The 11,753-nt window shown below is 66.7% G+C and carries 13 protein-coding genes and 1 pseudogene; 10 read left to right on the top strand and 4 right to left on the bottom strand.

Features of this window, described 5'->3' with window-relative positions; translation table 11 throughout:
• Positions 1–7: 7 nt before the first annotated feature.
• The 3 genes from FOE78_RS01970 to FOE78_RS01960 all read left to right on the top strand — a co-directional run bounded on the left by FOE78_RS01970 (position 8) and on the right by FOE78_RS01960 (position 3,442).
• Positions 8–628 (top strand): FMN-binding negative transcriptional regulator, encoded by a 621-nt coding sequence (locus FOE78_RS01970; protein ID WP_143984835.1) that lies wholly within the window; start codon positions 8–10, stop codon positions 626–628.
• A 342-nt stretch (positions 629–970) separates the two neighbouring features.
• Positions 971–1,672, top strand: coding sequence for a lysophospholipid acyltransferase family protein (locus FOE78_RS01965; RefSeq protein ID WP_143984834.1), 702 nt, complete (start codon positions 971–973; stop codon positions 1,670–1,672).
• Positions 1,673–1,768: 96 nt separating this feature from the next.
• Positions 1,769–3,442, top strand: coding sequence for an FAD-binding oxidoreductase (locus FOE78_RS01960; protein WP_143984833.1), 1,674 nt, complete (start codon positions 1,769–1,771; stop codon positions 3,440–3,442).
• Between the two features lie 102 nt (positions 3,443–3,544).
• Here the strand turns inward: FOE78_RS01960 and FOE78_RS24645 are convergent, their stop codons facing one another.
• From FOE78_RS24645 to FOE78_RS01945, 3 genes are all read right to left on the bottom strand, one after another.
• Positions 3,545–3,901 (bottom strand): type II toxin-antitoxin system RelE/ParE family toxin, encoded by a 357-nt coding sequence (locus FOE78_RS24645; RefSeq protein ID WP_143984832.1) that lies wholly within the window; start codon positions 3,899–3,901, stop codon positions 3,545–3,547.
• Between the two features lie 2 nt (positions 3,902–3,903).
• Positions 3,904–4,191 carry a type II toxin-antitoxin system ParD family antitoxin gene (locus FOE78_RS01950; protein ID WP_143984831.1) on the bottom strand — a complete coding sequence of 96 codons (288 nt, stop codon included), beginning with the start codon at positions 4,189–4,191 and terminating at the stop codon, positions 3,904–3,906.
• A gap of 64 nt (positions 4,192–4,255) precedes the next feature.
• Positions 4,256–5,248, bottom strand: a complete 993-nt coding sequence (locus tag FOE78_RS01945) for a TetR/AcrR family transcriptional regulator (protein ID WP_143984830.1) — start codon at positions 5,246–5,248, stop codon at positions 4,256–4,258.
• A gap of 124 nt (positions 5,249–5,372) precedes the next feature.
• Here FOE78_RS01945 and FOE78_RS01940 point away from each other — a divergent pair, with 124 nt between their 5' ends.
• The 3 genes from FOE78_RS01940 to FOE78_RS01930 are packed head-to-tail and all read left to right on the top strand — an operon-like array spanning position 5,373 to position 8,364.
• Complete coding sequence (locus tag FOE78_RS01940; RefSeq protein WP_228266002.1) at positions 5,373–6,593, top strand: FAD-dependent oxidoreductase; 1,221 nt, start codon at positions 5,373–5,375, stop codon at positions 6,591–6,593.
• A gap of 50 nt (positions 6,594–6,643) precedes the next feature.
• Positions 6,644–7,558, top strand: a complete 915-nt coding sequence (locus FOE78_RS01935; RefSeq protein WP_143984829.1) for an ATP-binding cassette domain-containing protein — start codon at positions 6,644–6,646, stop codon at positions 7,556–7,558.
• A gap of 2 nt (positions 7,559–7,560) precedes the next feature.
• A complete protein-coding gene (locus FOE78_RS01930; protein ID WP_143988456.1) occupies positions 7,561–8,364 on the top strand; it encodes an ABC transporter permease in 804 nt (267 codons plus the stop codon).
• A 99-nt stretch (positions 8,365–8,463) separates the two neighbouring features.
• Here the strand turns inward: FOE78_RS01930 and FOE78_RS01925 are convergent, their stop codons facing one another.
• The gene (locus FOE78_RS01925; RefSeq protein ID WP_143984828.1) at positions 8,464–9,378 is read right to left on the bottom strand and encodes a LysR family transcriptional regulator; all 915 of its coding nucleotides are present in this window, start codon (positions 9,376–9,378) and stop codon (positions 8,464–8,466) included.
• A gap of 72 nt (positions 9,379–9,450) precedes the next feature.
• Between FOE78_RS01925 and FOE78_RS01920 the strand changes: the two genes are divergently transcribed.
• The 4 genes and pseudogenes from FOE78_RS01920 (at position 9,451) to FOE78_RS01905 (ending at position 11,730) form a co-directional block, all read left to right on the top strand.
• Complete coding sequence (locus FOE78_RS01920; RefSeq protein WP_143984827.1) at positions 9,451–10,407, top strand: EamA family transporter; 957 nt, start codon at positions 9,451–9,453, stop codon at positions 10,405–10,407.
• A 30-nt stretch (positions 10,408–10,437) separates the two neighbouring features.
• Positions 10,438–10,587: pseudogene (locus FOE78_RS24640) on the top strand (hypothetical protein); the annotation flags it as partial.
• A gap of 102 nt (positions 10,588–10,689) precedes the next feature.
• Positions 10,690–11,286 (top strand): DinB family protein, encoded by a 597-nt coding sequence (locus FOE78_RS01910; RefSeq protein WP_143984826.1) that lies wholly within the window; start codon positions 10,690–10,692, stop codon positions 11,284–11,286.
• A 93-nt stretch (positions 11,287–11,379) separates the two neighbouring features.
• Positions 11,380–11,730: a YciI family protein gene (locus FOE78_RS01905; RefSeq protein ID WP_143984825.1), complete on the top strand. Its 351-nt coding sequence runs from the start codon at positions 11,380–11,382 to the stop codon at positions 11,728–11,730.
• Positions 11,731–11,753 lie beyond the last annotated feature (23 nt).

Below are 11,753 nucleotides of genomic sequence, written 5' to 3'. Positions count from 1 at the left end.
CGGAACCATGCGGTACAACCCTGACCATGCCAGCGAGGACCCCGAGGTCGTACGCCGGCTGATCCGCGAGAATCCGTGGGCGGTCCTGGTCAGCCGCACCGACGACGACATCGTCGCCTCGCACTATCCGATCCTGCTCGACGAGGACGCCGACGGACTGGCGGTGCTCACCCACGTCGGCCGGCCGGACGAGGAACTGCACGACTTCGGTGATCGGGAGGTGTTGATCATCGTGCAGTGCCGCAACGGCTACATCTCGCCGTCCTGGTATGCGCCCGGTTCCAGCCAGGCGCCGACCTGGAACTTCACCGCGGCGCACTGTTACGGCGTACCCCAGATCCTGGACGAGGAAGAGAACCTGGACGTGCTCAGCCGGCTGGTCGCGCACTTCGAACGCAATGTCGAGCAGCCGATGTTCCTGGATCGACAGTGGGCCCGGCCGGTCGCTCGCGGGACGGTCGGCCTGCGGATCCCGATCAGCCGATTCATCTGCAAGGTGAAGCTGAGCCAGGACAAGGATCGGGTCAGCCAGGACCAGGTGATCGCCGCGCTCCGCGGCCCAGGCCCGTACGCCAATCCCGGCCTGGCCGACGACATGGCCGCCGAACTCGGCCGCCCCGCCGAGTGAACCCCGCCGAACCCGCCGCCTTCGCGATTGCCGACCACAGGCCGCCACCACCAACGAAACCGAGTGAACCCCTCTCAACCGCCCCTTCGCGATTGCCGTCAATCGTCCGCCAGCACGAACGCTCCAGGGCCGTGGCTCGGACATTCCCGACGGTTGCAGCGCAACGTTGCATGCTCGTCGAGCGCAGCGAGACCGACGCCGCAGCGCAGCGGAGGCGACGGGTTGACGCATGCGTGGAGGTGATTGGCGTATCGGGGGTCTGGGGGTCGCCCCCCAGGACGCACCACGCGCGCCAAAATGGCGGAAGCGGCACTTCCCGACCGCGAGATATATGGTGAACGAATGACGGATGCCAGCCGATACACCTCACGGGGGCACGCGGGCCTGCGTTTCTTCGCGCAGCGCGGGCTGATGCGACCGTTCATCTGGTCGTTGCTTTCGGTCAAGGTGTACGGCACCGAGCACCTTGACGGGGTGGAGCCGCCGTACATCGTGGTCGCCAACCATTCCAGTCACCTGGACGCGCCGCTGCTGATGGGTGCGCTGCCACGGAAGGCGACCCGCTACCTGGCCACCGGGACCGCGGCCGACTACTTCTACCAGGTCCGCTGGAGCCGTACGCTGACCGAACTGTTCTTCAACTCCTTCCCGGTCGAACGCACCAAGGTGCGCGGCCGCAACGGGATGACGCGGCAGTTGCTGAATGCCGGCGTACCCCTGCTGTTGTTTCCGGAGGGCACCCGCTCGATGAGCGGTGAGATGGCAGCGTTCAAGCCCGGAGCCGCCGCATTGTCGATCAGCCAGGGTGTGCCCTGTGTACCGGTTGCCATTGCCGGCGCGTACGACGCGATGCCCAAGGGCGCCAGCTGGCCGAAGAGCGGTCGCCCGCCGGTCACGCTCAACATCGGCCGCCCGATGTCCGCGTTCCCGGAAGAGGACGCCGTCGACTTCTCCGACCGGCTGGCCAAGGAGGTCCGCGCGCTCACCGACGAAGCGATGGAGCGGCGTGAGCGCGACGATCGGGCCCGTGGCAAGATCAACTGAGACGGTTCGGTTCCGAACCGTCTGACATCGATTCGAACAAGAACGCCGCAGCCGGGGTACGCCGGCAGGCTGCGGTGATGCCCGGAAAGAGGATGCATGGCCGCCAGCACTGGACAGAACTCGGTCAAGCACATGAAGTGGTGGGGCTGGGGCGTCGAGGGCGTCGCCTTCCACTTCGACGACAAGCCGAAATTCGCGCCGTTCGTGAAGAAGGCGGTCGGCCTGGACCTGACCGGTGAGGCGCCGCCCACCTCGGTCGACTTCAGCCAGCTGGTGGTGCCGGCGGCCAAGATCTCCGACGACCTGATGACTCAGCTCAAGGGCACGGTCGGCGAGGAGTTCGTGGTCACCGACGACGAGGACCGGGTGGTGCACACCTACGGCAAGTCGATCCGGGACCTGCTGCGGGTCCGAGCCGGCGACTTCCCACGGGTGCCCGACGTCGTCGTCTACCCGGGCGACAACGACGAGGTGCAGAGCGTCGTCGACCTGGCGGTGGCCGCGGATGCGGTGCTGATCCCGTTCGGTGGCGGCAGCAACATCTCCGGCAGCCTGGAGCCGCCGCCCGCCGAGACCCGTACGGTGATCTCGCTGGACATGGGCCGGATGAGCAAGGTCCTCGACATCGACGAGGACTCCGGGCTGGCGACCGTCCAAGCGGGCACCCAGGGTCCGGACCTGGAGGAACAGCTCAACCAGCGGGGCTGGACCGTCGGCCACTACCCGGACAGCTTCACTCACTCCACCATCGGCGGCTGGGTCGCCACCCGTTCGTCGGGCATGCAGTCCGACAAGTACGGCGACATCTCCGACATCACCCGCGGTGTCCGGGTCGCCACCCCCGGCGGTCCGTTGGCGTTGCGGCCGCTGCCGAGCACCTCGACCGGGCCGAGCGTTCGGGAAATGATCTTGGGCAGCGAGGGTCGGCTGGGCGTGATCACCGAGGTGAACGCCCAGGTGCACCGGCTGCCCGACGAACGCGTGATCCTGGCCTACTTCTTCCCCACGTTCGACGCCGGCCTAGAGGCGATGCAAGAGATCTCGCTGCTGGACTCGCGGCCGTCGATCACCCGGGTCTCCGATGCTCGGGAGACCGGCTTCACCATGGCCACGGCGAAGAAATCCTCTGCTGGACAGGCGATTCTGTTCAAGGTGCTGAAGCGGCGCGGCTGGGACCTGGACAAGATGTGCTTGTCCTTCGTCGGCTTCGAGGGCACCAAGCAGCACGTGTCCCGGCAGCAGTCCGAGGTCAAGGAGATCGTCAAGAAGCACGGCGGCATCGGGGTCGGCAAGGGCCCGGGCGTGTTGTACGACCAGAAGAAGTTCGACACTCCGTACATCCGCGATTTCCTGCTCGACTGGGGCGGCGCGGCCGACGTGTCCGAGACAGCCGGGCCGTGGAGTCGGCTGAAAGACCTGTACTACAACACGATTCAGGCCGCCAACGACGCGTACGAGGAGTTGGGCATCGACCCGGGGTGGGTGATGTGCCACCTGTCGCACTCGTACCACACCGGCGCCTGCCTCTACTTCACCTTCGCCTTCGTGTACGGCGATCGCGACCCGATGCCGCTCTACGACAAGGTGAAGTCGGCGATCCAGCAGTCCTTCATCGACAACGGCGGCACCCTGTCCCACCACCACGCCGTCGGCACCGAGCACTCGGCCTGGCTGTCGCAGGACATCTCTCCGGCCGGTTCCAAGATCATGAAGGGCCTCTTCGCAGCCACCGACCCGGGCCGCAACCTCAACCCTGGGAAGATCTGCTGACCCGAGAGTCCTGAGAAGGCGTACCGTACGGACCTTGTCGGCGACTTGCAGGGCGATGGTCAGCACGACGAGCCCGACAGCCTCAGCCAGCTGGGGCGATCTCTATTCCCCGGACTGCCGAGGGTCAACGTGGCGGCGCGGATCCATCGCGTCATGGAGGACGCGGCCGACAACCAGCACCTCACCCTCGCGACGGCAGATCAAGAAGTGGCGTGGCCGGCGGACAATGCCTCCGCGGGAGCGTGAACGACTCTGCGCCAGATGCCACGAGAACACCTCAGCTCCCAGTTCAGGACGCGCGATGCGGCCCACAGGGTCAGGGTTCGAGGCCGCATCGCGAACGGCAGCGGCGATCAAGGCTTGATAGCGCTCGCGTGCCTCCTCGCCGAACTGCTCCTCAGACCACGCCAGAATCGAGACGATGTCGGCCTGGACAGCACGGGTGAGGCGATACCGCACGCTCAGCCGGCCCGCTGGGCCCGCGCTGCTTGAGCCCCGAGTTGACCGATGAAGTCGTCGAGGCCCTCATCGGCAACCTCGTCGAATCGGCCGGCGGCGAGGTCCAACCATCCCTTTTCGGACGCGTCACGCAGAGCCGCGATCTTCGCAGCGTCCTGGGCCTCCTGCCGCTCCAGGAGACGGAGACCTTCGCGCAGCACCTCACTGGCGTTCTGGTAGCGGCCAGACGCCACCAATGACTCGACCAGCTCATATTGATGATCGCTCAGCACCACATTCCTCGTCGCCACGAGATCACCTCCATTGGCATTTTATGCCAATGGAGGTGTCCGGGAGCATCCGTCGGCGAACTTGTCAGGACTTGGGGCCCCGTTCGAGGGCGCTCTTGATCTGGTCGCGTTCGCGTTTGCGCGCCTCGCGGAGCTTCGTCTCGGCTTCGCGGCGGCGGCGGACGGCGTCCTTGACCTTGGGGTCCTTGCGGACATGATCAACCGTCAGCGCCTCGGCAAGTTGATCATCGGACTTGAAGCCGGGCTCGGAGGTCGCCGCCCCCATCTGCTGGCTCGGATCGGCGGCGTGGTTGGCGATGCCGGCCAAGATCAACTGGATGCCGAAGTCGTAGTCGCTGGGATCGTCGTCGACCGGGGCGTCCACACCGGCGGTGTAGATGCCGGACTCGACCAGCGGACGCAGGTAGGGATAGCGTTCCTCGCTGATCAGTTCCTTGATCAACTGTGCCCGGCTGCCGGGTGCGCCGCCGATCACCGGGTCGATCCGGCCGCCGATGTCGCGAACCAGGTCGGCGGCGCCGCGGACGAAGGTGCTGATCAGCAACAGCGCACCGATCTTCTCGTGGTCTGCGATCGGCAGCTGCCGCATGGCCCGCATGGCGCTGTCCACCAGGGCGAGATTGTTCGGCATCAGCAGCTGCGCCGAGGCGACCGGGATTTCGATCATCCAGGGGTGTTCGCGATACATCGCATACAGCTGGTCGGCGATCAAGCGCAGCTCCCGTTCCCACCCCGAGCCGACCTGGTCCTCACGCTGTGGTTGAAGCTCCGGATCGGCGGTGCCGAGCAGCTGCTCCAGTACCGCGTCCTGCATCAGCTGCAGCAGGTCGTCCTTGGCGGTGACGTAGCGATACAGCGCCATCGTGGTGAAGCCCAGCGACGAGGCGACCTTGCTCATCGTCACCGCGCCGATCCCCTCGGCGTCGGCGAGTTCGATCGCCGCCTCCACGATGCGCTCATGGCTGAGCTCCCGCTTCGGCCCGCGCTGCGGGTCGGCGACCATGCCCCACGCGATCGCCACCGCGCGCGGCAGCCCCAGGTCCGAGGCATCGCTCATCTGTCGCTCCCTCCATCCGCACCGGCGACTCTAGCGGCTCGAAAATGAACTGTGTACATCGCACTCTGTGCATGTAATACTCTGTGTACGCCACACGCTGTGTACGACGCACACAAAGGACTTGATGATCATGAACGAGATCGACGTACTGATCTGCGGAGGCGGCATCGCCGGTGCGGCCGCCGCCTTCTGGTTGGGTCGGGCCGGACAGCGGGTGATCGTCGTCGAACGGGCACCGCAACCCCGGAAGGGTGGCCAAGCCGTAGACGTCCGCGGCGCCGGCCGCACCGTGGTCGAACGGATGGGGCTGCTCGATCAGGCTCGTACGATCGCCACCGACCAGCGTGGGCTCGCTGTTGTCGACGCCAACGGACGGAACCTGCTCCGGATGCCGGTCGATGCGTTCGACGGAGAAGGCATCGTGTCCGAGATCGAGATCCTGCGCGGCGATCTGGCCGAACTGCTCTACCGGGCCACCCTGCCGGACACCGACTACATCTTCGACGACACCATTACGGCCATCGACGTCGACGATCACGGCGTCACCGTCACCCTGGAGAACTCCGAACCCATCCGCTGCCGACTGGTGATCGGTGCCGACGGCTCTCACTCTGTCGTTCGCGGACTTGCCTTCGATGACAGGACTGCCGTCCGGCCGCTCGGCTGCTACACATCTTGGTTCACCGTCGGTGCCGAATTCGATCTTGACGGCTGGGTGCAGATGTACAACGCACCAGGCGGGCTGACGGCGATGGTTCGGCCGGGGCACGGACCGGACGAAATCAAGGCTGCGTTGAGCTTCCGGTCCGGACCGCTGACGTACGATCGTCGCGACATCGCTGCACAACAAGATCATCTTCGGCAGCGATTCCGCGACGCCGGCTGGCGGATTCCACGGTTGCTGGACGGGATGTCCACGGCCGACGACTTCGGCTTCGACTCGATGGACCAGATCCACTTGCCGCATTGGCATCGCGACCGCGTCGTGTTGCTCGGCGACGCCGGCTACTGCGCCAGCCCGCTCACCGGTCTGGGCACCAGCCTCGCGCTCGTCGGCGCCTATGTGCTGGCCGGCGAACTGGCCACCAACCCAGGTGATCACCGACGGGCCCTGATCAGCTACGAGCAGCTGATGCGTCCGTACGTGAAGCAGGCGCAGCAACTGCCGCCCGGCGGCATCGGCGGCTATGCCCCGGACAGCCGACTCGCACTCTGGCTGCGGACGGCGTCGATGCGCGCCAGCATGCACTGGCCGATGCGCCAACTGATGGTTCGGCAGTTCGCCAGGGCGGACGCGATCGATCTGCCGGGCTATCCGCTCGGCGCCACCGTGCCGATTTGCTGAGTCGCCACATCCCAACCGACACAGGACATTCTTCGAGAAAGGACGCCAACATGTCTTCCGCATCGAACCCGTACGCCATCGAAACCCGGGGGCTGACCAAGGTCTTCGGCAACAAGCAAGTGCTGACCGGGCTGGACCTTCGGGTGACAGCCGGCCAGGTCTTCGCGCTGCTCGGCCCGAACGGGGCCGGCAAGACCACCTTGATCAACATCCTGTCCACGCTGCTGCCACCCGATGCCGGCCGTGCGTCGATCGCCGGCTTCGACGTCGTCCGCGAGCGTGCCAAGGTCAAGACGGCGATCAGCCTGACCGGCCAGTACGCAGCGGTGGACGAGATCCTGACCGGCCGGGAGAACTTGATCATGATGTGCCGGCTGTCCGGACTGAGCCGCAGCCAGGCACGTGACCGCAGCGACCAACTGCTGGTGCAATTCGATCTTGTCGATGCCGCCGCCAGGTCCGTCAAGGGCTACTCCGGCGGGATGCGTCGCCGACTCGACCTCGCGCTCGGTCTGATCAGCATCCCGTCGGTGATCTTCCTGGACGAACCCACCACCGGACTCGATACCCGAAGCAGGCAAGAACTCTGGGCCGTGATCGCGACCTTGACCGAGGTCGGCGCGACCGTCTTCCTGACCACCCAATACCTGGAGGAGGCCGACCACCTCGCCGACCGGGTCGCGGTGATCAACAACGGCAGCGTGGTGGCCGAAGGATCGCCGCGTGAGCTCAAGGCGCAGGTCGGCACCGACGTCCTCGAGTTGCGCGACGGCGACGACCGGTTGATCAACGAGGTCGGAACCGACGGCACCGTACGAGGCCTGCAACAGGTCCTGGCCGACTTGGATGCCGACGACCGCCGACTGCGGGTGAGCGTGCGCAGACCGAGCCTGGACGACGTCTTCCTGCAACTCACCGGACAGCGAACCGATTCCGGTGATCATGACGAGAGGGACGCAGCGTGACCATGATCAACACCGCTTGGACCGTCGACGGTCCGGCACTTCGTACCGGCAAGCCCAGCGCATTGACCACTCAACTCACCTTCATCCAACGCAGCATCCGGCACTCGATCCGCGACCCCGAGGCGCTGATCATGGCGGTGGCGATGCCGGTGATCTTGATGCTGCTGTTCGTCTACGTCTTCGGCGGCGCGCTCGACCAGAGCGGGCAGTACGTCAACTACGTCGTACCGGGCGTGATTCTGCTCTGCGCCGGGTTCGGCGCGGCGACCACCGCGGTTGCGGTTGCCGAGGACATGACCAACGGCGTGATCAACCGGTTCCGGACCATGCCGTTGCACAGTCCGATGGTGATCGGCGGGCACGTGGTGGCGAGCCTGCTGCGCAACCTCGTCGCCACCGGGATCGTCGTCGTGGTCGGCGTCCTGATCGGCTTTCGTCCGGGCGCCGACGTGCTCGGTTGGCTCGGCGCCATCGGCCTGGTTGCCCTCTACATCCTCAGCATCACGACGTTGTTCGCTGCCCTCGGCATCCTGGCCCGGTCGACCTCGGCGGCCAACAACTACACCTTCGTGATCATGTTCGTGCCGTACCTGTCCAGCGCCTTCGTGCCGGTGGACACCATGCCCGAATGGCTGCAGTGGTTCGCCGAGAACCAGCCGATCACCCCGATCATCGAGGCGATGCGCTCGCTGCTGATGGGCACTCCGATGGGCCACAGCGGATGGTTGGCGCTCGGCTGGTGCCTGTTGATCCTGATCGTCAGCGCGGTCTGGGGGTCCTGGCTCTTCCGCCGTCGCCGCTCCTGAGACGTCCACCCTCACGCCCGCGCGCAAAACTCGCTCTCGCACCCGAAACTTCGCGTGCGGCAGCGGGTTTTGCGCGCGGCTGTTGGGGGCGGGGAGCGTTCAGGTGCTCGGTGCAGTTGCGGCGGCGGCTTCGGCGACGAGGGCATCCCGTACGACGCGGACGGCCCGGCGGGCGGCGCGGTCCGGGCGCGACAGGATCTCCAGGTAGCGGCCGGCCCGCAGTCCGGTCAACGGGAGCAGGTCGAAGCGGCCGGCGGATCGGCCGCGGGAGGTGTGTCGGGGCAGCAGGGCCACCCCCTGACCGTCGGCAACCAAATTCTCGATCAACGGCAGATGGGTGGAGCGGAAGATGATCTTGGCCGAGCGGCCCGCCTGCATCGCCACCGCGCTCAACACCCGATCCAGCGGGAAGTCCGGCGGGACACCGATCCAGGGATCGTCGATCACCTCGTCGGCGCTGACGCTCCTCCGGCCGGCCAGCCGGTGATCCAGCGGCACGCCGACGTCGAGCGGTTCGCGGACCAACTGGGTGACCGCGACGTCACGGCGTACGAGTTCGGTGCCGTCGTCGGCACTGTGCGCGATCACCAGGTCGTAGTCGGCGATCAGCGGATCGAACTCGCCTTCGCCGACGTCACGCTCCTCGGTGATCAACTCGATCTCGGGAAAGTCGGCCATCCGCCGCAGCAATCCCGGCACCAGCAACTCCCCGGCAGAGAAGAAGAACGCCAGTCGTACGGTGCCGGACGCGGTGTCCCGATAGCTGTCCCACTCCGCCTGGGCCTCGGCCAGCGCACTGGCCACCCGGGTTGCGGTGCGGGCCAGCGCCCAGCCGGCATCGGTCAGCCGGACCCCGCGGCCGAACCGTTCGACCAGCGCCACGCCGACGTCACGCTGCAGCAGCCGCAACTGCTGCGACACCGCCGAGGTGGTCTTCCCGGTGGCCCGTGCCACCTCGGTCACGCTGCCCCGGTCGGCAAGCTCCCGCAACAGCTCCAGATGAGCGACGTCCATGAAGTGAGGCTACACAATCCGGGGCGGTAATCGTTCTTGTGCTTGACGGTCGCGGTCACGTTCAATGGCGGGGTGCCGCTTCGTGATCGTCTGCTCGCCCTCTTCGTCGTCGTGATCTGGGGGCTGAACTTTCCCGCCACCCAGATCGCCCTGCATCAGTTCCCGCCGATGCTGCTGGCGGCTCTGCGATGGACCTTGTTGGCGATCCCGGCGATCTTGTTCGTCCCGCGCCCGCAGGTGAAGCTGCGCTGGCTGATCGGTGTCGGCGCCGGAATCGGACTGCTGCAATTCGCCTTCCTCTACGCCGGGATGGCCGCCGGGATGCCCAGCGGGCTGGCGTCGCTGGTGCTGCAAGCGTCCGCGCCGTTCACCATGCTGCTCGCCGGCGTCTTCCTCGGCGAACGGATCAGCCGCCGACAGGCGATCGGGATCGGTGCCGCCGTGCTCGGACTGGCCGCCATCGCGGCGTACCGCGCGCAGGTCGCTGCCCTGCTGCCGGTCATCCTGACCCTGGCCGGTGCGCTCGGCTGGGCGATCGGCAACGTCTGCAGTCGGGAGGCCCGCGCACCCAAGCCGATGCAGCTGACGATGTGGATGGCTGTGGTGCCGCCGATTCCGCTGTTGATCTTGTCGCTGTTCTTCGACGGGCCGGGCCGGATCGCCCGCTCCTTCAGCACCCTGACCACCTGGGACGCCTGGGGCTCGGTGCTGGCACTGCTCTACATCGCCGTCTTCGCCGCGCTGATCGGCTACGGGATCTGGAACACGCTGCTGTCGAGGAACCCGTCGTCGCAGGTGGCGCCGTTCTCGATGCTGGTCCCGGTGGTCGGGGTGCTGTCGTCCTGGATCGCTTTCGGTGAAGGGATTTCGCTGGTCGAGGTGATCGCCGGCTGCGCCGTGATCGGTGGAGTGTTGTACGCGAGCCGGCCGCCCAAGCTGGTCATCGCGCCGGAATTTGCCGCCGCCGTACCTCCGGGAAGCCGACAGAAGGATCCAGCCGGCGAATCCGAGGAGGTCGCGCACCCATAGCGGCGGCCGGATCAGCCGGAACCTCCTGGAATCGGACCTCGAGGCCCGAGCCCAAAGAATTCCAAGGGTTTCGGACACGACTCGTCCGGAACTGGCCATAACGTCGGCGCCATCAACGAACTCAGCAACGCAGATCTCCGGGGGCAGGAGATTCTCGCCGTCGACCTCCGCGACGCCTGGCTTCGCGAACCCGACTTCGAGAACGCTCACATCCGCGGCGCCGACCTGACCGGCACCGAGCTCGACGGTCGGATCGACCGGCTCCGGGTGAACGGGGTCGAGGTGGCGCCCCTGATCGAGGCCGAGCTCGATCGCCGCCACCCCGAGCGTGCGGTGCTGCACGCCAAGGCCGCGACGGACTTCCGTACCGGCTGGCCCGCCCTGGAAGGGAGATGGCAGCAGACGATGGACCGGGCCGCGGCGATGCCGGCGGGCACGGTCGACCGCTCGGTCGACGGCGAGTGGACGTTCGCGCAGACGTTGCGGCATCTGGTCTTCGCCACCGACGTGTGGCTGGGCGACGCGATTTTGCGCCGGGACCGGCCCTACCATCGCTACGGCGAACCGTTCTCCGGCTGGCGCGACCGAGCGCCGGAGGTCGGCATCGAGGTCGGCGCCGAACCGTCGTACGAGGAGGTGTTGCGGATGCGCGCCGATCGGACCGCGATGGTACGGGACTTCCTCGCAACCCTCACCGACGAGCAGCTGGACGAGGACGGCCGCAGCCCGTTCTTCACCTCCGGCGACTTCACCGTGCGACAGTGTCTGGGGATCATCGCCAACGAGGAGTGGCATCACCACCGCTACGCGGTTCGCGATCTCGACACGATCGATGCCGAGCCGGCGGGATCCGGCAGCAGTCCGGACTCCCGCGGGTGAGTACCGATCTGGCCAGTGTCGATCGGGCTCGGCGCGGTTCGTGTATCAGGTGAGGATCGGATCGGCCGGTCCCGCCAACCAAGGAGCAAGATCATGACCCGCTACCTGATCAGCATCTTCCAGCCGTCCGCGGCAACCCAGCCGTCGGCGGAGGAACTGACCAAGATCATGGCCGATGTCGACGCGGTGAACACCGAGATCAAGAACGCCGGCGCGTGGGTGTTCGCCGGCGGTCTGGACGATCCGAGCACAGCGACCGTGGTGACCACGAGCAACGGCGAACCGGTGCTGATCGACGGCCCCTACGTCGAGTTGAAGGAATACCTGGGCGGCTTCACTCTCATCGACGTCGATGATCTTGATGCTGCGCTGCACTGGGCTCGACGACTCCACGGCGCCATCGGGCTGCCGATGGAGGTTCGCCCGCTCTACAACGAATTCTGAGCCGATGTCAAGAACCTGTCAGC

It is taken from the genome of Microlunatus elymi (genome assembly GCF_007362775.1).
Classification (GTDB): domain Bacteria; phylum Actinomycetota; class Actinomycetes; order Propionibacteriales; family Propionibacteriaceae; genus Microlunatus; species Microlunatus elymi.
The sequence above is the reverse complement of the archived record's forward strand: the minus strand, read 5'-3'. Positions and strand labels throughout refer to the sequence as shown.

Bases quoted from the DNA above. Each gene is read 5' to 3' on its own strand.
- FOE78_RS01970 (WP_143984835.1), top strand. From the start codon at position 8: ATGCGGTACAACCCTGACCATGCCAGCGAGGACCCCGAGGTCGTACGC.
- FOE78_RS01965 (WP_143984834.1), top strand. From the start codon at position 971: ATGACGGATGCCAGCCGATACACCTCACGGGGGCACGCGGGCCTGCGT.
- FOE78_RS01960 (WP_143984833.1), top strand. From the start codon at position 1,769: ATGGCCGCCAGCACTGGACAGAACTCGGTCAAGCACATGAAGTGGTGG.
- FOE78_RS01945 (WP_143984830.1), bottom strand. From the start codon at position 5,248: ATGAGCGATGCCTCGGACCTGGGGCTGCCGCGCGCGGTGGCGATCGCG.
- FOE78_RS01940 (WP_228266002.1), top strand. From the start codon at position 5,373: ATGATCATGAACGAGATCGACGTACTGATCTGCGGAGGCGGCATCGCC.
- FOE78_RS01935 (WP_143984829.1), top strand. From the start codon at position 6,644: ATGTCTTCCGCATCGAACCCGTACGCCATCGAAACCCGGGGGCTGACC.
- FOE78_RS01930 (WP_143988456.1), top strand. From the start codon at position 7,561: ATGATCAACACCGCTTGGACCGTCGACGGTCCGGCACTTCGTACCGGC.
- FOE78_RS01925 (WP_143984828.1), bottom strand. From the start codon at position 9,378: ATGGACGTCGCTCATCTGGAGCTGTTGCGGGAGCTTGCCGACCGGGGC.
- FOE78_RS01905 (WP_143984825.1), top strand. From the start codon at position 11,380: ATGACCCGCTACCTGATCAGCATCTTCCAGCCGTCCGCGGCAACCCAG.